Source organism: Streptomyces sp. NBC_00328 (genome assembly GCF_036139655.1).
Lineage (GTDB): Bacteria > Actinomycetota > Actinomycetes > Streptomycetales > Streptomycetaceae > Streptomyces.
In genome coordinates, this window is sequence record NZ_CP108013.1 from 5,036,637 (window position 1) to 5,058,635 (window position 21,999).

Annotated in this window: 24 protein-coding genes; 13 read left to right on the top strand and 11 right to left on the bottom strand. The window is 68.7% G+C overall.

Annotated features, from left to right (window positions below; translation table 11 throughout):
- The first annotated feature begins 133 nt into the window (after positions 1-133).
- Entirely contained in the window at positions 134-496 is a 363-nt protein-coding gene (locus OG485_RS22015; protein ID WP_328670188.1) for a DUF1801 domain-containing protein, read from the top strand.
- Entirely contained in the window at positions 493-888 is a 396-nt protein-coding gene (locus OG485_RS22020) for a VOC family protein (protein WP_328670189.1), read from the top strand. The genes OG485_RS22015 and OG485_RS22020 overlap by 4 nt, the downstream gene beginning before the upstream one ends.
- Positions 889-946: 58 nt before the next feature.
- Here the strand turns inward: OG485_RS22020 and thiC are convergent, their stop codons facing one another.
- Entirely contained in the window at positions 947-2,767 is a 1,821-nt protein-coding gene (gene thiC / locus OG485_RS22025; protein ID WP_328670191.1) for a phosphomethylpyrimidine synthase ThiC, read from the bottom strand.
- A gap of 220 nt (positions 2,768-2,987) precedes the next feature.
- Between thiC and OG485_RS22030 the strand changes: the two genes are divergently transcribed.
- Positions 2,988-4,499 (top strand): YibE/F family protein, encoded by a 1,512-nt coding sequence (locus OG485_RS22030; RefSeq protein ID WP_328670193.1) that lies wholly within the window; start codon positions 2,988-2,990, stop codon positions 4,497-4,499.
- 83 nt (positions 4,500-4,582) lie between these two features.
- Here OG485_RS22030 and OG485_RS22035 read toward each other — a convergent pair whose 3' ends face one another.
- The 4 genes from OG485_RS22035 to OG485_RS22050 form a co-directional block, all read right to left on the bottom strand.
- Positions 4,583-5,020, bottom strand: coding sequence for an SsgA family sporulation/cell division regulator (locus OG485_RS22035; protein WP_326786792.1), 438 nt, complete (start codon positions 5,018-5,020; stop codon positions 4,583-4,585).
- 101 nt (positions 5,021-5,121) lie between these two features.
- Positions 5,122-5,880, bottom strand: coding sequence for an IclR family transcriptional regulator (locus OG485_RS22040; protein ID WP_328670196.1), 759 nt, complete (start codon positions 5,878-5,880; stop codon positions 5,122-5,124).
- Positions 5,881-6,400: 520 nt separating this feature from the next.
- The gene (locus OG485_RS22045) at positions 6,401-6,613 is read right to left on the bottom strand and encodes a DUF5326 family protein (RefSeq protein WP_326786791.1); all 213 of its coding nucleotides are present in this window, start codon (positions 6,611-6,613) and stop codon (positions 6,401-6,403) included.
- Between the two features lie 165 nt (positions 6,614-6,778).
- Positions 6,779-7,096 carry a cupin domain-containing protein gene (locus OG485_RS22050; protein WP_328670199.1) on the bottom strand — a complete coding sequence of 106 codons (318 nt, stop codon included), beginning with the start codon at positions 7,094-7,096 and terminating at the stop codon, positions 6,779-6,781.
- 81 nt (positions 7,097-7,177) lie between these two features.
- Here OG485_RS22050 and OG485_RS22055 point away from each other — a divergent pair, with 81 nt between their 5' ends.
- From OG485_RS22055 to OG485_RS22075, 5 genes are all read left to right on the top strand, one after another.
- Positions 7,178-7,555, top strand: a complete 378-nt coding sequence (locus OG485_RS22055) for a phage holin family protein (protein WP_328670201.1) — start codon at positions 7,178-7,180, stop codon at positions 7,553-7,555.
- A gap of 17 nt (positions 7,556-7,572) precedes the next feature.
- Positions 7,573-8,064: a low molecular weight protein-tyrosine-phosphatase gene (locus tag OG485_RS22060; RefSeq protein ID WP_328670205.1), complete on the top strand. Its 492-nt coding sequence runs from the start codon at positions 7,573-7,575 to the stop codon at positions 8,062-8,064.
- Positions 8,061-9,260, top strand: coding sequence for a cystathionine gamma-lyase (locus tag OG485_RS22065; RefSeq protein ID WP_328670207.1), 1,200 nt, complete (start codon positions 8,061-8,063; stop codon positions 9,258-9,260). The genes OG485_RS22060 and OG485_RS22065 overlap by 4 nt, the downstream gene beginning before the upstream one ends.
- A gap of 217 nt (positions 9,261-9,477) precedes the next feature.
- Positions 9,478-10,383, top strand: coding sequence for a LysR family transcriptional regulator (locus tag OG485_RS22070; protein WP_328670208.1), 906 nt, complete (start codon positions 9,478-9,480; stop codon positions 10,381-10,383).
- Positions 10,384-10,566: 183 nt separating this feature from the next.
- Positions 10,567-11,049, top strand: a complete 483-nt coding sequence (locus OG485_RS22075) for an NUDIX hydrolase (protein WP_328670211.1) — start codon at positions 10,567-10,569, stop codon at positions 11,047-11,049.
- A gap of 35 nt (positions 11,050-11,084) precedes the next feature.
- Here OG485_RS22075 and OG485_RS22080 read toward each other — a convergent pair whose 3' ends face one another.
- Positions 11,085-11,717: an HAD family hydrolase gene (locus OG485_RS22080; protein WP_328670212.1), complete on the bottom strand. Its 633-nt coding sequence runs from the start codon at positions 11,715-11,717 to the stop codon at positions 11,085-11,087.
- Between the two features lie 158 nt (positions 11,718-11,875).
- Here OG485_RS22080 and OG485_RS22085 point away from each other — a divergent pair, with 158 nt between their 5' ends.
- Entirely contained in the window at positions 11,876-12,742 is an 867-nt protein-coding gene (locus OG485_RS22085; protein WP_328670214.1) for a GNAT family N-acetyltransferase, read from the top strand.
- A 134-nt stretch (positions 12,743-12,876) separates the two neighbouring features.
- Here OG485_RS22085 and OG485_RS22090 read toward each other — a convergent pair whose 3' ends face one another.
- Positions 12,877-13,299, bottom strand: coding sequence for a GlcG/HbpS family heme-binding protein (locus OG485_RS22090; protein WP_328670215.1), 423 nt, complete (start codon positions 13,297-13,299; stop codon positions 12,877-12,879).
- A 96-nt stretch (positions 13,300-13,395) separates the two neighbouring features.
- Positions 13,396-14,604: an MFS transporter gene (locus tag OG485_RS22095; protein ID WP_328670217.1), complete on the bottom strand. Its 1,209-nt coding sequence runs from the start codon at positions 14,602-14,604 to the stop codon at positions 13,396-13,398.
- Positions 14,605-14,743: 139 nt separating this feature from the next.
- On the opposite strand from OG485_RS22095, the gene OG485_RS22100 reads away from it, so the two are divergent.
- Together OG485_RS22100 and OG485_RS22105 are read left to right on the top strand one after the other, a co-directional pair.
- On the top strand, positions 14,744-15,232 hold the full coding sequence (locus OG485_RS22100) for a MarR family winged helix-turn-helix transcriptional regulator (RefSeq protein WP_328670220.1): 489 nt from the start codon (positions 14,744-14,746) through the stop codon (positions 15,230-15,232).
- Between the two features lie 9 nt (positions 15,233-15,241).
- Positions 15,242-15,694 (top strand): GNAT family N-acetyltransferase, encoded by a 453-nt coding sequence (locus OG485_RS22105; RefSeq protein WP_328670222.1) that lies wholly within the window; start codon positions 15,242-15,244, stop codon positions 15,692-15,694.
- A gap of 110 nt (positions 15,695-15,804) precedes the next feature.
- Here OG485_RS22105 and OG485_RS22110 read toward each other — a convergent pair whose 3' ends face one another.
- Positions 15,805-17,190 carry a serine hydrolase domain-containing protein gene (locus OG485_RS22110; RefSeq protein WP_328670224.1) on the bottom strand — a complete coding sequence of 462 codons (1,386 nt, stop codon included), beginning with the start codon at positions 17,188-17,190 and terminating at the stop codon, positions 15,805-15,807.
- A gap of 242 nt (positions 17,191-17,432) precedes the next feature.
- Between OG485_RS22110 and OG485_RS22115 the strand changes: the two genes are divergently transcribed.
- Positions 17,433-17,999, top strand: coding sequence for a dihydrofolate reductase family protein (locus tag OG485_RS22115; RefSeq protein ID WP_328670225.1), 567 nt, complete (start codon positions 17,433-17,435; stop codon positions 17,997-17,999).
- Positions 18,000-18,091: 92 nt separating this feature from the next.
- Here the strand turns inward: OG485_RS22115 and dnaB are convergent, their stop codons facing one another.
- The gene (gene dnaB / locus OG485_RS22120; RefSeq protein ID WP_328670227.1) at positions 18,092-19,561 is read right to left on the bottom strand and encodes a replicative DNA helicase; all 1,470 of its coding nucleotides are present in this window, start codon (positions 19,559-19,561) and stop codon (positions 18,092-18,094) included.
- Positions 19,562-20,020: 459 nt separating this feature from the next.
- On the opposite strand from dnaB, the gene OG485_RS22125 reads away from it, so the two are divergent.
- A complete protein-coding gene (locus OG485_RS22125; protein ID WP_328670230.1) occupies positions 20,021-21,358 on the top strand; it encodes an MATE family efflux transporter in 1,338 nt (445 codons plus the stop codon).
- 184 nt (positions 21,359-21,542) lie between these two features.
- On the opposite strand, the gene rplI is transcribed toward OG485_RS22125, so the two are convergent.
- Positions 21,543-21,989, bottom strand: coding sequence for a 50S ribosomal protein L9 (rplI, locus tag OG485_RS22130; protein ID WP_326786774.1), 447 nt, complete (start codon positions 21,987-21,989; stop codon positions 21,543-21,545).
- Positions 21,990-21,999: the final 10 nt, after the last annotated feature.

Below are 21,999 nucleotides of genomic sequence, written 5' to 3' on the forward strand. Positions count from 1 at the left end.
GCCGCGTGAGAGCCGACAAGGCCCCCGGCCGACCGAGCGCACAGCACCTCCGCACCCGGCTCCACCCACCACCACGCCCGCCACGCCACCACCTCCACTCCACCCATCACGCCCTTCCCGAACGGGGACCCACATGACTTCCTCGGACATCACCACCTACCTGAACGGTCTCGACGGCCCGCTGCGCGACATCGGCGAGAGAACCAGGAACGTCATCGACTCGGCCCTCCCCGACGACTCCGGCACGCTGTGGCACGGCCATCCCACCTGGAGCCTCGGGGACAAGCCGGGGCGGGCCCCGGTATGCCTGCTCAAGGCCTACACGTCCTACGTCACCTTCGGCCTCTGGCGCGGCCAGGACGTGGCCGATCCATCGGGCCGGCTGGTCGCCGGAGCCCGCCGGATGGCCTCCGTGAAGCTCGGCCGTGCCGACGAGATCGACCCCGCCCTGTTCAGCACGTGGCTTCGCCACGCCATCGCCCTGGAGACGACATGACCGCCCTGCGCGTGAAGGCCTTCGACCACCTGGTCCTCAATGTCGAGGACGTCGAACGGTCCCTGGCCTTCTACACCGGACTTCTGGGCCTCGAACCCGTACGCGTCGACGAATGGCGGCGCGGCCAGGCCCCGTTCCCGTCGGTGAGGGTCACGGCCGAAACCATCATCGACCTGACCGCCCATAGCCGCGGAGGGTCCAACGTCGACCACATCTGCCTCACCGTGGAACCTCTGGACTGGGACCAGGTCATCGCGTCGGGATCCTTCACCGTGCTCGAGGGCCCCGTGAAACGCTTCGGCGCGCGCGGCAACGCCACCTCGGTCTACGTCCAGGACCCGGACGGCAACACCGTCGAACTGCGCTGGTACCCGCAGGACGTCACACCGTGACCGTGCCGAGGGCGGCGGTCCGGGTGTCCGCCCCGGACCGCGCCCCCCGTGATCCGGCTCAGTCGGCCAGCGGCAAGTACACGCGGTTGCCCGCCTCGGCGAACTCCCGGGACTTCTGAAGCATGCCCTCGGAGATCTCCTCGGCGGAGGCGCCGTCGGCCACGTCACCGCCGAACCGCTCGTTGATGTTCTGGCTGATCTTCATCGAGCAGAACTTCGGCCCGCACATGGAGCAGAAGTGGGCCGTCTTGGCGGGCTCGGCCGGCAGCGTCTGGTCGTGGAACTCCCGTGCCGTGTCCGGGTCGAGAGCCAGGTTGAACTGGTCCTCCCACCGGAACTCGAAGCGGGCGTCGGAGAGCGCGTCATCCCATTCCTGCGCACCTGGGTGCCCCTTGGCGAGGTCGGCTGCGTGGGCGGCGATCTTGTAGGTGATGACGCCGGTCTTGACGTCGTCGCGATCGGGCAGGCCCAAGTGCTCCTTGGGCGTGACGTAGCAGAGCATGGCCGTGCCCCACCAGGCGATCATCGCGGCACCGATGCCGGAAGTGATGTGGTCGTACGCCGGCGCGACGTCCGTCGTCAGCGGACCGAGGGTATAGAACGGAGCTTCATCACAGATCTCCTGCTGAAGGTCGATGTTCTCCTTGATCTTGTGCATCGGGACATGTCCCGGGCCTTCGATCATCGTCTGTACCTGAAAACGCTTCGCGACCCTGTTGAGTTCCCCGAGCGTCCTCAACTCTGCGAATTGCGCCGCGTCGTTGGCGTCCGCGATGGAACCCGGCCGCAGCCCGTCGCCGAGCGAGTAGGTGACGTCGTACGCGGCGAGGATCTCGCAGAGTTCCTCGAAGTTCTCGTACAGGAACGACTCCTTGTGGTGCGCGAGGCACCAGGCGGCCATGATCGAGCCGCCGCGCGAGACGATGCCGGTCTTGCGGTTCGCGGTGAGCGGCACGTACGCGAGGCGCACGCCCGCGTGAACCGTCATGTAGTCCACGCCCTGCTCGGCCTGCTCGACGACGGTGTCCTTGTAGATCTCCCAGGTCAGCTCCTCGGCACGGCCGTCGACCTTCTCCAGCGCCTGGTAGAGCGGCACGGTGCCGATGGGGACGGGAGAGTTGCGCAGCACCCATTCACGCGTGGTGTGGATGTTGCGGCCGGTGGACAGGTCCATGACCGTGTCGGCGCCCCATCGGGTCGCCCAGGTCATCTTGTCGACCTCCTCCTCGATGGAGGAAGTCACCGCGGAATTGCCGATGTTGGCGTTGACCTTCACCAGGAACCGCTTACCGATGATCATCGGCTCGATCTCCGGATGGTTGACGTTCACGGGCAGCACCGCTCGGCCCGCGGCGATCTCCTCCCGTACGACCTCGGGCGCGACGTTCTCACGGACCGCCACGAACTCCATCTCGGGCGTGATCTCACCGCGCCGCGCGTAGGCGAGCTGGGTCACCGCCTGCCCGTCCCGCCCCCGGCGCGGCTGACGCGGCCGGCCGGGGAAGACCGCGTCGAGATTGCGCAGTCCTCCGCGCGGGGACGTGTGCTTGATCCCGTCGTCCTCGGGACGGACGGGACGGCCCGCGTATTCCTCGGTGTCTCCGCGGGCGATGATCCAGCTCTCACGCAGCGGCGTCAGCCCCCTGCGCACATCGGTGTCGATGGACGGATCGGTATACGGGCCGGAGGTGTCGTACAGCGTCACGGACTGCCCGTTGGTGAGGTGCACCTGGCGAACCGGCACCCGCAGATCGGGTCGAGCACCCCCGACGTATGCCTTGTGCCAGCCGATGGACTGCCCGTCCTGGCCGTTCGGGGACGGCGGGGAAACCCCGTCCGTCCGACTGGAGGCAGGCGTGCGTACATCCTTGTCGGTCATGAGACCTACTCCCTACGCCGGCATTACCCGGTAACAGGTTCAGCGGTCGACGCAGCGGCTTCCGATCGCCGATGTTTCATGTGAAACATCGCGAAGACGGAGGTCAGCGCCCTCTCAGCCCGGTGCTCCGAGCTCCCGCGTGTGCAAAGGTGCCCCCACGCTAGCGTCATGTTTGGCGCGGTGAACAGAGGGCCCTTGACGTTCTTGCGATGATCGGGCGGTGACGACGACCCGACAGCACCCGCTCCCCCCGCCCGAGCCACCGCACCGTCCCGGCTCCGACGACGGCCGTGGGCATGGCTCCGCTATCGGTCACGGCCACGAGCAAGAGCACGACCACGGCCATGGACCAGGCGGTGGTCATCACGGTTCGGGCGACGGTCACGGGCCGGGTCCCCGCCGCGGGCACAACGAGCCTGCGGGCGCCGGACACGGGCATTCCCACAGCCACGGTCCCGCCGCGCCGGTCTCCAAGCAGCTGCGCAAGGTCATCGCCGCGGTACTGATCCCCTTCGCGGCCGCGGTCGTGGTGGGTCTCGTGGTGCTGTGGCCCGGCGGCGCGCCGTCCCACGAGCGCACCGGTGTCGGGTTCGACCGGCAGACCCAGCAGGCGACGGTCACGAAGATCGACCAGGTGGACTGCAAGTCCGTTAACGCCTCCTCGGGAAGCGCGACGGACGGCACCTCAGCCGCCGGGGGTTCCTCCGCTCAGTCCGGGGCGGGGGGAGAGTGCAAGAAGGCGACCGTCCGCATCGACACCGGCAAGGACAAGGGCCGCACGTTCACCGAGATCGTTCAGCCCGATCAGTCACGGCAGTTGCACCGGAGCGAGAAGGTCGTCGTCGCCTACGAACCCTCCGCCCCCAAGGACCTCCAGTACTCGGTCACGGACGCGAACCGGAAGCTGCCCCTGACACTGCTCGCCGTGATCTTCGCGGTGGTCGTGGTGGTGATCGGCCGGATGCGCGGCATCATGGCCCTGGTCGCCCTGGCCATCAGCTTCGTGATCCTGAACTTCTTCATCCTGCCCGCGATCCTGCAGGGCTCGAACCCGCTGCTCGTGGCCGTCGTCGGGTCCAGTGCGATCATGCTGATCGCGCTCTACATGTGTCACGGTCTGTCGGCCCGGACGTCCGTGGCGGTGGTCGGCACCCTGCTCTCCCTGGTGCTGATCGGGCTCCTCGGCTCGGTCTTCATCGACTGGGCCGTACTGACCGGCAACACCGACGACAGCACCGGCCTGATCCACGGTCTGTACCCATCCATCGACATGAGCGGCCTGCTGCTGGCCGGCGTCATCATCGGTTCGCTCGGTGTCCTGGACGATGTGACGGTGACGCAGACGTCCGCGGTGTGGGAACTGCACGAGGCGAACCCGACGATGGGCTGGCGCGGGTTGTACCGCGCGGGCATCCGTATCGGCCGCGATCACATCGCCTCGGTCGTCAACACGCTCGTCCTGGCCTACGCGGGCGCCGCGCTGCCGCTGCTGCTGCTCTTCTCGATCGCCCAGAGCAGCGTGGGCACCGTCGCCAACAGCGAACTGGTCGCCGAGGAGATCGTGCGCACTCTGGTCGGATCGATCGGCCTGGTCGCCGCGGTGCCCGTGACGACCGCGCTGGCCGCGCTGGTGGTCGCCGCGGACCGCGAAGGCGGCACGCCCGTCCCGGCGCAGCCCGCGGCCGACAGGGCGCCGGCACGGAGTGGGAAGGGACGCCGCCGCAAGCACTGAGCCGTCCCGCGACAGCGCGGAAACCATCCTGCACCGGCGCCCCTTGTGAGGAAGCGTTACGCCGCTCCGTGGGCCGCCGACGCTCAGCCCGCGCTCTGTTCCTCCGTGAGGATGCGGTCGAGCACCGCGTCGAGGGACGTGTCGAAACCCTCGAGGGAGCGTTCCTGCCCGAGCGGCACGAGCCTGTCCGTCCGGTCGAGAAACGCGACGAGCGGCGCGGCCCCGGACCGGAACAGCGCGTGATCGCCGCCGACCTGAAGCCGGATCAGCACCTCGCCGAACGCCTCCGGGTCGGACGGAGCGATGTGCACATCGCCGTCACCGCAGGGCCTGCCCACCCCGTCGACGAGCAGTTCCCGCCCGAACGCCCAGGTCACGGGCGCGTCGCCGGGCAAGTGGAAGGTCAACCGCACGGCGTACGGATCACAGGTCTCGTATCGCAGCTCGACAGGAATGCGGAAGGACAGCTCCTCGGACACGAGGAAGCTCATCATGACCTCTGCCTGCACCGACTCACGCATCGCCTACCCCGTCGTTTACCGTCGACTGGCCAGGATTCGTCCCACCTGACACTGCTGGAAATATTGCTCAACGTGCATGCCGTATTACAAGGAGTGAGTTTTCAGATACTGATAGAGATGGCGAGTGTTCCTAGCAGCCGGCCGACCTCGTTCTGCAGCTGCCGTGCCACGGGCATCAGCCGGTCGCCCTGATGGGACGGGAGGGAGAAGGCCACGACCGCGGCCGAACTGCCCACGGTGACCGGAATCGCGGCGCAGACCGTGCCCAGCGCGTACTCCTGCCGCTCGATCACCGGTTCCATCCGGCCCGTCCGTTCCAGACGCCGCAGCAGCCGGTCCTCGTCACGCACCGTGTACGGGGTGAGCGCCCGCACCGGGTAGCGGTCGAGGTGTTCACGCCGGGACTTGTCGTCCAGCTGGGCCAGCAGACACTGGCCGACCGCGTGGGCGTGCCCGGTCTCGCGGAAGTCCGCCCACTCCTCGACCGCCGGGTTCGCCGGGGTGTCGGCGACACACATGATCTCGATCTCACCGTCGCGGTAGACCGCGTAGTACATGGGTGCTCCGATCACGTCGCGCCAGCGCGCGAGGGTGTCCCTCACTGTGCTGCGACGTTTCTGCCGGGCTCCGCTGCTGCTCAGCCGCTCGGCGGCCTCGCCCAGGAAGAACAGCCCTCTGTCACGGCGCAGATAACCCTCGTGGACCAGAGTGCGCAGCAGGTGGTAGGCGGTCGGCAACGCCAGCCCGGCCTCCCGGGCGAGCTGTTTGGCGGGGGCACCCTGCTCACGCGAGGCGACGGCCTCCAGCAGACGCATCGCGCGCTGGACCGAGCCGATCAACGTGGTGGTGTGGGAGTCCATGGGAGCGGCTTCCGGCTCCGCGGAAAGGGCGCGGGCCTGCCGTGCCGTCCCCGTGGCCGGTCGGGTCGGACCACGAGTCGCCGCCGGCGCGGTGTGCCCTTCCACCGGCGCGGTGCGCCGGGCGGGTTCCTCCGCTGTCGGATTCCGGGGCTGCGCCGTCCCCCTGGGCGGAGCCGACGGGCTGCGCGAGAGAGACGGCTCCCCCGGCGAGGTACGCGGCTGGGCCGGCGGAACGCGTGCCGCCGCGGGCGTACCCGGTCGCCGGAAGGGTGGAGCGACGGATGGTGCGGGTGCGGTGTCAACCGTGGCCAAGGGGCACTCCGAAGAGCGAGGAGGACCGCCCGTGCGGGGAGTCACGGGAGGGCTGTGCGCTGCCCGCGGGGTCGGCCCCGCGTCGAGTTCCGGACTCTAACGGGCCCTCACCGCTCATACGCGGCCTCACCGGAAACTTCCCCCTGCCGAGGGAACCTTGGGTTCCCTTTCCCCTTTCGCCGTTACCTGTCGCTCGCCCTCCGGCGCCTCACCAGTCGCTGCGCGAGGAGGAACCCGACATGAACTTCCGCACGATGAAGATGAGCCCGCCGACCAGCGCGACGAAGACGAGCAGCTTGAAGAGCAGGCCGATGACGAACCCGACGACGCTCGCTATCAGGCCGCCGAACACCACGAGAGCGATGACCGGCACCGCGACCCACTTCACCCACCACGGCATACCGCTGAAGATCTCCTGCATCGCCCTGTCCTTACCTCTCCTCGCCCGTGGCCCCGACACCGGGACACTGATTCCGGGTTCTCTGATGTCTCGCACCCGATGCTAGGCCGGGGAGGGGGCCGTGCGGTGACCTCGCATCCCTTGTCCTCCCCTGACCGTCCCCCTAGGGAACCCTGAGACGCGGGGTCAGCTCTCGGGCGGAGAGAACACCACCAGGACCCGCAGATCCTCCGTGATGTGGTGGAACTTGTGGGCGACCCCGGCGGGCACGTAGACGACGCCGCCCCGGGCCACCTGTGTGGTCTCCAGGCCGACGGTGATCGACGCCCGCCCGCTGACGATGAAGTACACCTCGTCCTGGGCATGCGGTTTCTGCGGATCGAGGGCGCCCGCGTCGAGCGCGTACAGCCCGACCGACATGTTCCGTTCACGCAGAAACTGCAGGTAGGCACCGTCGTTGGCGGCGCGTTCCGCCTCCAGTTCATCCAGCCGGAATGCCTTCATCGCCCTCGTCCGCTCTTGTGCGTCGCAGGCTGTTTCCACAGCCTCTTCTGGCCAGTCGATCTCTCTGCCACGATCAGACACATGAAGAATTTCGTAGTCAAGACGCTCGCCAACGCGGGGGCCCTGGCCGTCGCCGTCTGGCTGCTCGACAAGATCACCCTGACGGGTGACAGCACGGGCAGGAAGATAGGCACGCTCCTCATCGTCGCGCTGGTCTTCGGACTGGTGAACTTCCTGGTCAAGCCGGTCGTGAAGGTACTGACCTTTCCGCTCTTCGTCCTCACCCTCGGCCTGATCACCCTTGTGGTGAACGCCTTGATGCTGCTGCTCACCTCGTGGGTCGCCGACAAAATCGACCTGAGCTTCCACGTGGAGGGCTTCTGGACCGCCGTCCTGGGCGGCCTGATCATCTCCGTCGTCTCCTGGGCGCTCAACGTCGTTCTGCCCGACGGCGACTGAAGGACTGAGAGAGCCTCATGACCTACCGCGTCTGCTTCGTCTGCACCGGCAACATCTGCCGCTCGCCGATGGCCGAGTCCGTCTTCCGTGCCCACGTGGAGCGAGCCGGACTGGACGAGCTCGTCGAGGTCGACAGCGCGGGCACGGGCGGCTGGCACGAGGGCGACGGAGCCGACGAGCGCACCGTCGCCGTGCTGGAGGCGGGCGGCTACGAGAGCGACCACGCGGCCCGGCAGTTCCAGGCTTCGTGGTTCTCCCGTCTCGATCTCGTCATCGCCCTCGACACAGGCCATCTCAAGGCCCTGCGACGCCTCGCGAATGGTGCCGAGGACGCCGGGAAGGTCCGGCTGCTGCGCTCGTACGACCCCACCGCGGGCGACGACCTGGACGTCCCTGATCCGTACTACGGACACATGGACGGCTTCGAGGAATGTCTTGAGATGGTGGAGGCGGCGAGCCCCGGGCTGCTCGCCGAGGTACGAGAGCAAGTGGAGGGACGAGCGGTATGACGTCAGAGGATTTCGTGGCGGCGAACGACGAGGGCACCGGCCCCGCGGGAGAGCGCCCGGTCACGGGGGCAAAGGTGCCGGGCGACGGCACACGGGCGGTACGCGCCGGGCTGCCCGAGCCCGTCAAGTACGAGCCGACTCTTCCTGGCCCGGTCTTCGCCGCGCACTTCCATCTGCCGGGTGAGCCCACCGGCCCCTACACCTACGGCCGCGACGAGAACCCGACCTGGACGCTTCTGGAGCGCGCCATCGGCGAGCTGGAGGCACCCGGGCAGGAGTCCGCCGAAACGCTCTCCTTCCCCTCCGGCATGGCCGCCATCTCCGCGGTGCTCTTCTCGCAGCTGCGGGCCGGCGACATCGTCGTCCTGCCCGACGACGGCTACCAGGTGCTTCCGCTGGTGCGCGAGCAACTGACCGCGTTCGGCGTCGAGGTGCGCACCGCCCCCACCGCCGGCGACGCCCAGCTCGAGGTCCTGGACGGCGCGAAGCTGCTGTGGATCGAGACGCCGTCCAACCCCGGTCTCGACGTCTGCGACCTGCGACGCCTCGTCGCCGCCGCCCACGCGCAGGGCACGCTCGTCGCCGTGGACAACACTCTGGCCACCCCGCTCGGACAGCGCCCGCTGGAGCTGGGCGCCGACTTCTCCGTGGCCAGCGGCACCAAGATGCTCACCGGGCACGGCGACATCCTCCTCGGGTACGTCACCGGCAGGGACGCCGGTCTGATGGCTCCCGTACGACGCTGGCGCAAGGTCGTCGGAGCCATCCCCGGGCCCATGGAGGCATGGCTGGCCCACCGCTCGCTCGCCACGCTCCAGCTGAGGGCCGACCGGCAGACCGCCACCGCGAGGACGATCGCCGAAGTCCTGCGGGACCGTCCGGAGGTGACGGGGCTGCGCTACCCGGGACTGCCCGACGACCCCTCGTACAAGATCGCCTCGCAGCAGATGCGTCGCTTCGGATGCGTGGTCTCCTTCACGCTGCCCTCGCGCGAGCGTGCGGAGCGCTTCCTGGACGCGCTGCGCCTGGTGGACGACGCCACCAGCTTCGGCGGGGTGCGGTCCACGGCCGAGCGGCGCGGCCGGTGGGGCGGCGACGCCGTCCCGGAGGGTTTCATCCGCTTCTCCGCCGGCGCCGAGGACCCCGAGGACCTGGTGGCGGACATCCTGCGGGCCCTCGAGGCGTCCGCGGAGTAGGGCGTCCGCCGCGGCGGAATCGGTACCCCCACTACGTACAACGGACGGTCCGAGCCTCCCCCCTCGTGGCTCGGACCGTCCCGGTTCTGCGCGCGAAGAACCGCGCGAACAAGGCTAGTTGACTCTGTGTCAGTGTCCAATCACAGTAGCGACAGAGACCTATCGACTTATTTATAGTTGGGCTCGCGCGGGGTGCTGAAAGGGAGGGGCACGCACCATGGACCTGGCCTTGTTGCGCACGTTCCTGACCGTGCACCGGGCCGGTTCCTTCACTCGTGCCGCCGCACTGCTCGGCCTGTCCCAGCCGGCCGTCACGTCGCAGATCCGCACGCTGGAGCGTCAGTTGGGGCGGCCCCTGTTCCTGCGCCAGGCACGTGGGGTGACGCCCACGACCATCGGCGACGAACTCGCCCACAAGGCGGCGCCGCATCTCGACGCCCTCGTGGAGATCACCGAGACCGGCCTCGACGAGGACTCGTCCCTTCGCACGCTGCACCTCGCCGGACCCCCCGAGTTCACCGCGGAACGCGCGCTGCCCACTCTCACCGAACTGACCGGCGACGACGGCCAGGGCTTCGCCCTGCGCGTCTCCTTCGGCAACGCGGAGGAGACGATGGAGGGGCTCGCCGCCGGACATCACGATCTGGCCATGACGACGGCCCAGCCACGGGGTGCGCTTCTCACCGCGACTCCGCTCTGCGACGAAGAGCATGTCCTGGTCGCCGCTCCGCGCTGGGCCGCCGAGATCGGCCCGGGCAAACTCCGTCGCAAGGGCGCCCACGCTCTCGAGGACTTCCCCATCGTCGAGGTCCACGAGTCGTTGCCACTCGTCGCCCGCTACTGGGCCTCGGTCTTCGACTGCCGCCCCGCCGCCTCCGGCACGGTGATCGTCCCGGATCTCCGGGCGGTCCTCGCCTGCGCCTCCGCCGGTGCGGGGCTCGCCGTCCTGCCCAAATATCTTTGCTCCGACGCCATCGAGCGCGGAGACGTCGTGGCGCTCCTCGACCCCGCGGTACCCCCGCTGCGTACGTACTTCCTGGTCGTACGGACCGGAACGCTGGCGATGCCGCACATCGCCCGAGCGCACGAGTGGCTGCTGCGGGCGGCATCCGACTGGAGCTGAGGCGGGCACCGAGGGGAGTCGGGACCCACGTCAGATCCACTTGCTGCCGAGGACCACGGCACAGCGGATCGAACGACGGCCGTCGACCCGGTTCCTCCGCGTCCAGGACATTCTTCGGGGCTTTCACGCGGAATCGCGGCCGCACGATGTTTCACGTGGAACCAGCCGGGCCACATTTCTCCCATGACCGTCCGACCCGTGGTCAAGCGCACCGCACGTGCCGTCCTGCTCGACGGTGACGACCTGATCTTGATCAAGCGCACCAAGCCCGGCGTCGATCCCTACTGGCTCACACCGGGTGGCGGGGTCGAACCGGAGGACACCACTGTCGTCGAGGCACTCCATCGTGAGGTGCACGAGGAACTCGGCGCCAAGATCGTCGATGTGGTGCCCTGTTTCGTCGACACAGTCGAGCACATCGGCGACGACGGCGGCGCGACCGGTGTGAAGGTCCAGCACTTCTTCGTCTGCCGACTGGAGTCCATGGACCCGTCGCTGCGGCACGGTCCCGAGGTGGACGAGCCCAGCGGCGAGTACGAGATCGTCCGCGTCCCGTTCACCCGGGTCGGAATCGCCTCCGTCCACCTCGTACCACTGTCGCTGAGGCACTATCTCGACGGAAACATCGAGGGCGTACGCGCCATGCACGCACCCGACCTGAGCTGACCCGGAAGGCACCGGCGCGAGCCGGCCGCTCACAGCTACCCGGTGCGGCAGACCAGTTGATAGGCGGCACCCAGGTCCCGTCCTACGTAGGAATGCGTGGCGAGGCTGCACAGATGCTGGTTCGCGTTGACCGCGACGGACACTGGTACGACGCCGAAGAGATCCTTGTCCGAGCCTGAGTCGCCATACGCGACGCAGTCGGCTCGGCTCACCCCGAACTCCGCACAGAGCAGATCCGCGATCTGTACCTTTGCCGCGGCGCTGAGAACGCCCGCCGGGTCCAACGGCTCCACGAACGGCACAGCCGGAAAGCGCGAGCCGTGAGCCGCGTGCGCTCCCCACGACAGCAGGCGCTCCACAAAGAAGGAGGGCGACAGCGAGACGACGGCGCAGTAATCGCCGTTCCGCCGGATCTCCCTCCAGACGTCCTCGATCCCTGACATCCATGGCGCACCGTCGAAAGCCGCCGTCACATGCGCCTCGGTGAGATCCGTCCACAGAGCATGCACCTGCGCCGCATACTCCGGAGGACCTATGCGGCCCTCGGAGATGGCCGTTTCAAGCGCGATGGTCTCGGCTTGCAGGCCGAGTTGCCGGGAGATCTCCAACGGCGCGGTGCTGCCGTGGAGCAGCGTCCCGTCGAGGTCGAAGAGATGAAGTCTCGCCATGTCCGTCGAGGCTACTGGGACAACCGGCCTTCAGGGGCGGGGGTTTCACGTGAAACCCCCGGTCACGCGCCACTGTGATGGGCAGCTTGGCCAAAAGCCGGTAGAAGTGCCGGGAAAGCGGTGGACGGCAGAGCCCCACCTCGGACAGCCTGACCTGCGTGTCGACTCATTCCCTCACCGCTCTGCCCATTCGCCGTCTGACGCACCGCGACCTCGTCGCCTGCGCCGACTTGTCCGAGGACCGGGGCTGGCCCCGTGAGGAGCACAAGTGGGGTCTGTTGCTCGCCGGGGGAACCGGTTACGGCATCGACGACCCCTCCGGCGGTCTCGTCACCGCGTGCGTGGTGACGGACTACGGACCTCGCGAGCGTCCAGAACTGGCCGCGATCGGGATGGTCCTGGTCGCCGAGCGATACGCGCGCCAGGGTGTCGGCCGACGCCTGATGCGGTACGTCGTCGACGAGATGGGCACGACCCCGCTGGCCTTGCACGCCACCGAGTACGGGCGCCCGCTCTACGAGGAGCTGGGATTCAAGGTCACCGGCCGGGCGGAGATGGTCAGTGGAGTCTTCACGCCCGACAACTCCGAGCCCGACGTCTTCACCCGCCCGGCCACGGCGGAGGATCTCGCCCCCGTCCTGCGGCTGGACGAGGAGGTCTTCGGCAGCGACCGCACCCACATGATCACGCGGCTGCCGGCCTTCGCCGATCAGCTGCGCGTGGCCGAGGAGAACGGCCGGATCGTCGGCTATGCGGCTGCCTGGCCCAACATGACCACCCACGTCGTGGGCCCTGTGATCGCCCGGGACACGAAGACCGCGAAGGCGCTCGTCTCCTCGCTCGCCGCCCACACCGACCGTCCCCTGCGCACCGACATCGACACGCGGCACGAGGACCTGCTGAGCTGGCTGAAGGAACGTGGGCTGGCCTCCGTCGGCTTCAACGCGGTCATGACGCACAAGATCCCGGAACTGCCCGGTGACTGGACCCGCCGCTTCGCGCCGCTGACCGTGGCCGCCGGCTAGAGATCCGCAAGGTGCCGGAACCGCCGGCGAGAGATCCGAGGGTTCCGGAAACACCGAGTGCCGGTCCCCCTGTACATGGGGGGACCGGCACATCCGGAGGACCGTCCGGCGGACGCTTGCCTCGGCCGGTGGGGTCAGACGAGGGATTCGACAGCGGCGACGGCGAAGCCGTGGTCCTGGTCGGGCATACCGCCGCCGACCCCGATCGCGCCGATCAGACGGCCGTCGCGGCGGACCGGAACGCCGCCCGCGATGAACAGCAGGGGGCGGTCCAGCGCGGTGGGCAGGGTGTGGAAGAGACCGCCGGGCTGCACCGCGTCGACGAGATCGGCGGTGGCCGAGTCGAGCTGGAGTGCCGTGTAGGCCTTGCGTGTGCTGGTCTCTCCCGAGATCAGCACGGCCTGGTCGTCGCGCCGGAAGGCGAGCAGGTGGCCGCCCGCGTCGAGAACGGTGGCGCTGATCCGGACACCGGCGGCTTCGGCGGCGCGTCGGGCCGCGGCCACGAGAATCTCGGCGTCCTCGATGGTCAGGGGGGCGACGACGATGGTGGTGCTCATCAGGGTCTCTCCTTGTGGGGGTGTTCTTGTCGAGTCGGGTGCGTGCTGGATCGAGTCGCCGCGGGAACGGCCCTGGTCCCGCGGCGGCCCGGTCGGTCAGTGGTGGACGGCGGTCCGCGGTTCGGCGGGGACGCCTCCGGCGACCACGACGCCGGGGCGGGACGTGCGGTGTTCCAGAGCGGCCGAGAGGACGGCCAGGACGAGCGCGCCGGCGGCGAGAACCGCACCGACCCAGTTGGGGGCGGTGTAGCCGAGGCCCGCGGCGATGACGACGCCGCCGAGCCAGGCCGCGAGGGCATTGCCGAGGTTGAAGGCGCCGATGTTCACGGCCGAGGCCAGCGTGGGGGCACCGTGCGCCTGGTCGAGAACGCGCTTCTGGAGAGGAGGCACGGTCGCGAAGCCCAGAGCGCCGATGAGAGCGATGGTGACGGCCGCCAGGATCTTGTTGTGAGCGGTGACGGTGAAGAGGGCGAGCACGACGGCGAGGCCGCCCAGAGAGGCGTACAGCATCGGCATCAGCGCGCGGTCGGCGAGCCTGCCGCCGATCAGGTTCCCGCCGACCATGCCGAGGCCGAAGAGGACCAGCAGCCAGGTGACCGATCCGTCGGCGAAGCCGGCGACGTGCGTCATCATCGGCGCGATGTAGGTGACGGCCGCGAAGACGCCACCGAATCCGAGCACGGTCATCGCCATCGCCAGCAGGACCTGGACGTTCTTGAAGGCAGCCAGCTCATGACGCAGACGCACGCCCTCGGGCTTCGGCATCTCCGGGACCAGCTTGGCGATGCCCAGCAGTCCGATGACGCCGAGCGCGGCGACTCCCGCGAAGGTGACTCGCCAGCCGGCGGACTGCCCGATCAGCGTGCCCAGGGGGACGCCGACGACATTGGCGATCGTGAGCCCGCTGAACATCATCGCGATGGCGCCGGCCTTCTTCTCGGGTGCGACCAGTTCGGCGGCGGCCACCGAGCCGATACCGAAGAAGGCACCGTGCGCGAGGGAGGCGACCACCCGGCCCGCGAACATCAGCCAGAAGGCCGGGGCCGCGGCGGAGATCAGATTGCCGAGGACGAACAGCCCCATGAGCACCATGAGCATCCGCTTGCGGGACACCTTCGTGCCGAGCGCGGTCATGATCGGCGCGCCGATGACCACCCCCAGGGCATAGCCGGTCACCAGCAGTCCGGCCATCGGGATGGAGACCCCGAAGTCTCCGGCGACCTCGGGGAGGACACCCATGATCACGAACTCGGTCGTTCCGATTCCGAAGGCCCCGATCGCGAGGGCCAGAAGCGCGAGAGGCATGGTGGGTACACCTTCCAGAAGATTGCGCGGGCACTTTGCCTGCGTTCACAATAGTTGCAGACGCGGGCTATATGCAACAGCGGGCTATTGCGCCTGTGCTCTATCCTGGTTTCAGCCGCTCCGGGACGGAGGAAACGCCATGACAGCCACGGACCCCGCGCTCACCGCCCTCTCCCAGGGATGGTGCGCACTCTCCCTGCTGCACGGGAGGATCGAGGCCCACATCGAGCGAGCGCTGCAGGCCGAGCACGGTCTCAGCGTGCGCGAGTACTCCCTGCTCGACGTGCTCAGCCGACAGCACGACGGCGTGGGCGGCCATCTCCAGATGAAGCAGGTCGCGGACGCGGTCGTACTCAGCCAGAGCGCCACCACACGGCTGGTCACCCGCCTCGAGGACCGCGGGCTGCTCGCCCGCTACCTCTGCCCGACCGACCGGCGCGGCATCTACACGAATGTCAGCGACGCGGGACTGAGGCTCCTCGCCGAGGCGCGGCCCACCAATGACACCGCCCTGCGCGAGGCCCTCGACGACGCGGCCGAGAACCCCAACCTGGCCCCCCTGGTCCGGGTCGTGGAGTCGGCCAGCGCGCCCGCGCACCCTGTGCCTTCCATGGGCGTGCCCTCGTAGGCTGCGCTCATGGCAGATCTTGAGATACGAGCCGCGGACGCCGATGACGTGCCCGCCATCGTCGCGATGCTGGCCGACGACCCGCTGGGTGCCCGACGGGAATCCCCCGATGACCTGAGTCCGTACCTGGACGCCCTGGAGCGTCTGCGCCGCGACCCCAACCAGCACCTGGTCGTCGCCGTCCGCGACGGCCGTATCGTCGGCACCCTGCAGCTCACCGTGATTCCCGGGCTGTCCCGCAGAGGGGCCACGCGCTCGGTCATCGAGGCCGTACGCATCCATGCCGACGAGCGCGGCAGTGGTCTGGGGACGGAACTCATCGAGTGGGCGGTCGCGGAATCCCGCCGTCAGGACTGCCGATTGGTCCAGCTGACATCCGACGCCTCCCGCACCGACGCCCACCGCTTCTACGAGCGGCTCGGCTTCGAGGCTTCACACGTCGGCTTCAAGCTCCCGCTCTGAGGCAAGGCCGCCGACGACCGCACGTCGGCGGCCACGTCGTTGAAAGTTGCTCCCCACCGGTGTGAGGCGGCCCGTTTCACGTGAAACGGGCCGCCTCACACCGGTGGCGCCTACTGAATTCCTCGCCAGCCTTCCGGGTCCACTCCACCAGGCACCGGAGCGTCCTCGTCGTACGGCTGCCGCGTGAACACGAACGAGCCGAGGTCCAGATGGCTCACGGAGCCGTCAGGCCGTCGTACGGGCTGCAGAAGCTCGCCCGCGTAATAGCCGTCGAGTCCTGTCCACGTCCCGTCGCCGTTCGCCCGGAAGCGGGCACCCCGGCCGACACCCGAGAGCGGACCCAGCACCAGCCCTCCGTCGGCAGGCAACCGCAGTCCGAATGCCTGCGTCCCCCAGTACCACTGACCCGCCAACTCCAAGGCGCTCTGGTCCACTTCGGTCATCGGGTGCCAGGGTTCGGGGATTCGCGGCTCCGCCTCGGCGACGATCCGCACCAGATCGGCGGCCACGGTGAACACGGGCGGCCCCGAGGTGCAGTTGGCCAGCACCACCGCCGCCACGTCGTCCTCGACACTGATCACCAGTCCGGCGAGGAAACCCGGCAGGGAACCGGAATGCCCGACGAGGGTCCGGCCGTCACGGTGCAGGATCTGCAGGGCAAGCCCGTACGACGACCCCGCCGCCAGCTCCGCGGTCTCGGGCGGAGCGGCAGGCGCGCGCATCTCCCTGACGGACTCCGCGCTCAGCACCCGATCGTCACCATGGGCGAGAAAGACGGCGAAGCGAGCCAAGTCCCCGGTGGTGGACCACAATTGCCCGGCTGGGGCCATCCGCCCGAGGTCCTCGGCCGGTTCGGGCATCATGGCGTCCGCCCAGGGGTGGACCGCCCATCCCCCCGCGTGCGGCGCCTGCGGGCGAGCACTCGTACGGTGCAGGCCGAGCGGTTCGAGGATCTCGCGGCGCAGCACTTCGTCCCAGGGCGCGCCGCGCAACTCCTCGACCAGCGCCCCGAGCAGCGTGTAGCCGGGGTTCGAGTAGTGGTGCCGCCGTCCGACCGGATGCCGGAAGGGCTGCCTGCCCAGCACGTCGGCCAGTTCGGGACGCAGGGAGCCGGAGGTGCGCTCCCACCACGGCGCGGGCGACTCGGCGGCCAACCCTCCGGTGTGGGCGAGCAGTTGGGAGATGGTGACCTCCCCCGCACCGGTGCCCGGCACATGCTTCTCCAGTGGGTCACCGAGGTCCAGGACGCCCTCGTCGCGCAGCCGCAGTACCAGAACAGCGGTGAAGGTCTTGGTGATGGAGCCGATCCGGTACTGCACGTTCTCGTCCGGGCCGTGACCGGCCACCGAGGTCCGCGCCCCGTGCCATACCGCCTTCCCGCCCCGGACCACAGAAGCGACGAGTGACGGAGCCCGTCCCTCGCTCTGCGCGACGGCAATGCGGTGCAGCAGGGCCCGGCGCGTGCCGGGGAGCAGATCATCGTGGGATGTCGTCATGGCACCAGTCCACCCGCCGCGGCGCCGGACGTCGAGCGGATTGAACCGACATGATCAGTCTCAAATCCGTGGCATTTCGTCGCGAGGGCGAGGTCGAGATCAGGCGGCTTGCCCGTGTCGGCCGAGTACACCACGCTGAGCCCCGAGCACGAGGACCACCGGCGAGCCCAGATCGCGCACCGATGAGTTTCCCACGCCACGCTGGTCTGTACGCCGGACACCCACGGACGGAAGGCTAAGCCATGCGGAAACTGGTCTACGGCATGAACCTGACCCTGGACGGCTACATCGCCGCGGCCGGCGACGACATCGGCTGGAGCGGACCGCCGAGTCACGAGCTGTTCCAGTGGTGGCTCGACCACGAGCAGGCGAGTGGCCTGTCGCTGTACGGGCGCAAGCTATGGGAGGCGATGAGCTCCTACTGGCCGACCGGCGACCAGCAGCCCGACGCCACCCCGGCGCAGATCGAGTTCGCGCGGAACTGGCGGGACACGCCGAAGGTGGTGTTCTCCTCGACGATCGACAAGGTCGACTGGAACACCCGCCTGGTCACCGGCGACGCGATCGCCGAGATCACCCGGCTCAAGGCCGAGGACGGCGGCCCGATGAACATCGGCGGCGCAACGCTTGCCGGGGCGGCGATGCGCGCCGGGCTGATCGACGAATACGTGATCGCCGCCCATCCGGTCCTGGTGGGCGGCGGCACACCGTTCTTCACCGCGCTGGACAGCTGGGTGAACCTGAACCTGGTGGAGACGCGGACGCTTCCCGGCGGCGTGGTCCTGACCAGGTACGAGACGAGGCGCTGAGCAGCAGCACCCACGCGCCGGTCTCACGGTGATGTCGTATACGACATCGGTACAACACGACATCAGCCGCGAGACCCGACAGGGGCGCCGGATCAGGTCTGTGCCATGTCCACGAACCGCGAGTAGTGACCCTGGAAGGCCACCGTGATCGTCGCCGTCGGGCCGTTACGGTGCTTGCCGACGATGATGTCGGCCTCGCCGGCGCGGGGGGACTCCTTCTCGTAGGCGTCCTCACGGTGAAGCAGGATGACCATGTCCGCGTCCTGCTCGATCGACCCGGACTCACGCAGGTCGGAGACCATGGGCTTCTTGTCCGTACGTTGCTCGGGTCCACGGTTGAGCTGCGACAGCGCGATGACGGGCAGCTCCAGCTCCTTGGCCAGCAGCTTCAGGTTTCGCGACATGTCGGAGACCTCCTGCTGGCGGCTCTCGGAACGCTTGCCGCCGGACTGCATGAGCTGGAGGTAGTCGATGACCACGAGCTTGAGGTCGGCGCGCTGCTTGAGGCGGCGGCACTTGGCACGGATCTCCATCATCGACAGGTTCGGGGAGTCGTCGATGTACAGGGGGGCGGCCGAGACGTCCGGCATACGGCGGGCGAGCCGGGTCCAGTCCTCGTCCGTCATGGTGCCGGACCGCATGTGATGCAGGGCCACGCGCGCCTCGGCGGACAGCAGGCGCATCGCGATCTCGTTGCGGCCCATTTCGAGCGAGAAGATCACGCTGGGCATGTTGTGCTTGATCGAGCAGGCCCGCGCGAAGTCCAGGGCCAGCGTCGACTTACCCATGGCGGGTCGGGCCGCGATGATGATCATCTGGCCGGGATGCAGACCGTTGGTCAGCGAGTCGAGGTCGGTGAAGCCGGTCGGTACACCGGTCATCTCCCCCGAACGCGATCCGATCGCCTCGATCTCGTCGAGCGCGCCCTCCATGATGTCGCCGAGCGGCAGATAGTCCTCGGTGGTGCGCTGCTCGGTGACCGCGTAGATCTCGGCCTGGGCGCTGTTGACGATCTCGTCGACGTCGCCGTCGGCCGCGTACCCCATCTGAGTGATCCGCGTGCCGGCCTCGACCAGGCGGCGCAGGACCGCGCGCTCGTGCACGATCTCCGCGTAGTACTCGGCGTTCGCGGCGGTCGGGACCGTCTGGACCAGCGTGTGCAGATACGGCGGGCCGCCGACCTTGGTGATCTCGCCGCGCTTGGTGAGCTCGGCCGCGACCGTGATGGGGTCGGCCGGCTCGCCCTTCGCGTACAGGTCGAGGATCGCTCCGTAGATCGTCTCGTGCGCCGGCCGGTAGAAGTCGTGGCCCTTGAGCACCTCGACGACGTCGGCAATGGCGTCCTTCGACAGGAGCATGCCACCGAGGACGGACTGCTCGGCGTCGAGGTCCTGCGGCGGCACTCGCTCGAAGGCCGAACCGCCGCTCTCCCAGGACCCGTTGTCCCGGTCGTGCTGCTCGTCGCGGCCTCGGCCGCCGTTCCCGCGCCGGCGGGACGGGGGCAGACGATCACTGGGCCCACTGTCCGCCCAGGGGTCGTCCAAGGGCTCGGAAATAGTCACCGAGCCACCTCCTCCCGTCCGCAGAGCGGACCTAGCAGTGCCTTCAATTTCTACGGCACGGCACTGACAAGTGAGCGGCCCGACTCCGGATCTCGCGCGTCGGTTTTGCGTGCTTTCCGAGGACGGAGAGGAGAACGGGCGCCGCACCACGGTAGGCCCGCGGGCACCGTCAGCCAATCTGGTTATCCACAGGCCATGTGGACGACGGCCCCGATGCTGTGGAGAACTCCGCGAAACCTGTGCACGACCCGGTGGACAGCCCTGTGAACAAGCCCTCAGCTCTCCTGAAGAACACGCTCTGACCTGGTATTTTCCCGTCCACCGGCTGTGCAGAAGAAAAACTTCCCCAGCAGGATCAAGATCGCCTCGAACAGTGCGCCAGAACACACCCCGCACGCCCAGCAGTAAGGGTCTTTATCCTTTTGCATCTCTTACCTGTGGAAGATTAGATTGATGCCCATGACACAGGCTCCCGCGGCACCCAGGGCCGCCCGACGCCGGCACGACCGAGAGATCGTCGCACTGGCCGTTCCCGCGTTCGGCGCACTCGTGGCCGAGCCTCTCTTCGTGCTGGCCGACAGTGCCATCGTCGGCCATCTCGGCACGGCGCAGCTGGCCGGACTCGGCGTCGCCTCGGCCCTCCTCATGACAGCCGTCGGAGTCTTCGTCTTCCTCGCCTATGCCACGACCGCCGCGGTCGCCCGCAGGGTCGGTGCCGGCGATCTTCGGGCCGCGATCCGCCAGGGCATGGACGGCATCTGGCTCGCCCTGCTCATCGGCGTGGCCGTGATCGTCGTCGCCCTGCCCACCGCGCCCTCCCTCATGGAGCTGTTCGGAGCATCCGACTCCGCCGCCCCGTACGCGACGACCTATCTGCGGATCTCGGTGTTCGGCATCCCCGCCATGCTCGTCGTGCTGGCCGCCACCGGCATACTGCGCGGACTCCAGGACACGAAGACCCCGCTGTATGTCGCCGTCGGAGGGTTCGTCGCCAACGCGGTACTCAATACCGTCCTCGTCTACGGCGCCGGCCTCGGCATCGCCGGGTCCGCCTGGGGCACGGTCATCGCCCAGTGCGGCATGGCCGCCGTCTATCTCCACGTCGTCCTCCGCGGAGCGCGCAGACACGGCGCCTCCCTGCGGCCGGACGCCGCCGGCATACGAGCCTGCGCCCAGGCCGGCACCCCCCTGCTCGTCCGGACGCTGTCGCTCCGGGCGATCCTCCTGATCGCCACGGCGGTCGCCGCCCGGCTCGGGGACGCCGACATGGCGGCACACCAGATCGTCCTGTCGCTGTGGAGCCTGCTCGCCTTCGCGCTCGACGCCATCGCCATCGCAGGACAGGCCATCATCGGGCGCTATCTCGGTGCGAACGACCCCCTTGGTGCCCGTGAGGCATGCCGCCGCATGGTGCAGTGGGGACTCGTCACCGGGCTCGTGCTCGGTCTGCTGCTCATCGCCGCTCGCCCCTTGTTCCTTCCGCTGTTCAGCGGCGACTCCGGTGTGCGGGACGCGGCGCTGCCCGCACTGGTGATGGTGGCCGTCTCCCAGCCGATCTGCGGGATCGTCTTTGTGCTGGACGGGGTGCTGATGGGCGCGGGGGACGGACCGTATCTGGCCCGGGCCATGCTGCTCACCCTGGCGGTGTTCACCCCCGCCGCCCTGCTCGTCCCCGTCCTCGGCGGCGGGCTGACCGCACTCTGGGGAACGATGACGCTGATGATGACGATGCGGATGCTGACGCTGTGGCTGCGTTCCCGCTCGGGCCGGTGGATCGTCACGGGCGCGACCCGCTGACGCACGCCGGGCGCTTCCCGTGAATCGCACCGAACGTCTCCCGGGAAACACGGGCGCCGGTTTCACGTGAAACGACGGTCCCCGGCATCCACAGAACGACGCCTCCGCTCAAGCGCTCAGGGAAAGCAGAAGGGCCGCACCCGAGGGGTGCGGCCCTTCCTCTCAGCTATGCCGAGTGCTGCACTCAGGCAGCGACAACCTCGATGCTGACCTTGGCGGCAACCTCGGGGTGCAGACGCACGGACGTCTCGTGGGCGCCCAGGGTCTTGATGGGCGAGCCCAGCTCGATGCGGCGCTTGTCGACCTCGGGGCCACCGGAAGCCTTGATCGCCGAAGCGACGTCAGCCTGGGTGACGGAACCGAAGAGACGACCGGCGTCGCCGGAGCGAACGGCCAGACGGACCTTGACACCCTCGAGGCGGGCCTTGATCTCGTTGGCCTGCTCGATGGTCGCGATCTCGTGGATCTTGCGAGCACGACGGATCTGCTCGACGTCCTTCTCGCCACCCTTGGTCCAGCGGATCGCGAAGTTCCGCGGGATCAGGTAGTTGCGAGCGTAGCCGTCCTTGACGTCGACGACCTCGCCGGCGGCACCGAGGCCGGAGACCTCGTGGGTAAGGATGATCTTCATGTGTCGGTCA

What these genes read in the sequence shown, in the direction of transcription:
- OG485_RS22055 (WP_328670201.1), top strand. Translation starts at nt 7,178, where the DNA reads ATGAAGAATTTCGTAGTCAAGACGCTCGCCAACGCGGGGGCCCTGGCC.
- OG485_RS22060 (WP_328670205.1), top strand. Translation starts at nt 7,573, where the DNA reads ATGACCTACCGCGTCTGCTTCGTCTGCACCGGCAACATCTGCCGCTCG.
- OG485_RS22045 (WP_326786791.1), bottom strand. Translation starts at nt 6,613, where the DNA reads ATGCAGGAGATCTTCAGCGGTATGCCGTGGTGGGTGAAGTGGGTCGCG.
- OG485_RS22105 (WP_328670222.1), top strand. Translation starts at nt 15,242, where the DNA reads ATGGCAGATCTTGAGATACGAGCCGCGGACGCCGATGACGTGCCCGCC.
- OG485_RS22125 (WP_328670230.1), top strand. Translation starts at nt 20,021, where the DNA reads ATGACACAGGCTCCCGCGGCACCCAGGGCCGCCCGACGCCGGCACGAC.
- OG485_RS22095 (WP_328670217.1), bottom strand. Translation starts at nt 14,604, where the DNA reads ATGCCTCTCGCGCTTCTGGCCCTCGCGATCGGGGCCTTCGGAATCGGA.
- OG485_RS22075 (WP_328670211.1), top strand. Translation starts at nt 10,567, where the DNA reads ATGACCGTCCGACCCGTGGTCAAGCGCACCGCACGTGCCGTCCTGCTC.
- rplI (WP_326786774.1), bottom strand. Translation starts at nt 21,989, where the DNA reads ATGAAGATCATCCTTACCCACGAGGTCTCCGGCCTCGGTGCCGCCGGC.
- OG485_RS22040 (WP_328670196.1), bottom strand. Translation starts at nt 5,880, where the DNA reads ATGGACTCCCACACCACCACGTTGATCGGCTCGGTCCAGCGCGCGATG.
- OG485_RS22080 (WP_328670212.1), bottom strand. Translation starts at nt 11,717, where the DNA reads ATGGCGAGACTTCATCTCTTCGACCTCGACGGGACGCTGCTCCACGGC.
- OG485_RS22035 (WP_326786792.1), bottom strand. Translation starts at nt 5,020, where the DNA reads ATGCGTGAGTCGGTGCAGGCAGAGGTCATGATGAGCTTCCTCGTGTCC.
- OG485_RS22020 (WP_328670189.1), top strand. Translation starts at nt 493, where the DNA reads ATGACCGCCCTGCGCGTGAAGGCCTTCGACCACCTGGTCCTCAATGTC.
- OG485_RS22050 (WP_328670199.1), bottom strand. Translation starts at nt 7,096, where the DNA reads ATGAAGGCATTCCGGCTGGATGAACTGGAGGCGGAACGCGCCGCCAAC.
- OG485_RS22115 (WP_328670225.1), top strand. Translation starts at nt 17,433, where the DNA reads ATGCGGAAACTGGTCTACGGCATGAACCTGACCCTGGACGGCTACATC.
- OG485_RS22110 (WP_328670224.1), bottom strand. Translation starts at nt 17,190, where the DNA reads ATGACGACATCCCACGATGATCTGCTCCCCGGCACGCGCCGGGCCCTG.
- OG485_RS22065 (WP_328670207.1), top strand. Translation starts at nt 8,061, where the DNA reads ATGACGTCAGAGGATTTCGTGGCGGCGAACGACGAGGGCACCGGCCCC.
- OG485_RS22090 (WP_328670215.1), bottom strand. Translation starts at nt 13,299, where the DNA reads ATGAGCACCACCATCGTCGTCGCCCCCCTGACCATCGAGGACGCCGAG.
- thiC (WP_328670191.1), bottom strand. Translation starts at nt 2,767, where the DNA reads ATGACCGACAAGGATGTACGCACGCCTGCCTCCAGTCGGACGGACGGG.
- OG485_RS22070 (WP_328670208.1), top strand. Translation starts at nt 9,478, where the DNA reads ATGGACCTGGCCTTGTTGCGCACGTTCCTGACCGTGCACCGGGCCGGT.
- OG485_RS22100 (WP_328670220.1), top strand. Translation starts at nt 14,744, where the DNA reads ATGACAGCCACGGACCCCGCGCTCACCGCCCTCTCCCAGGGATGGTGC.
- OG485_RS22015 (WP_328670188.1), top strand. Translation starts at nt 134, where the DNA reads ATGACTTCCTCGGACATCACCACCTACCTGAACGGTCTCGACGGCCCG.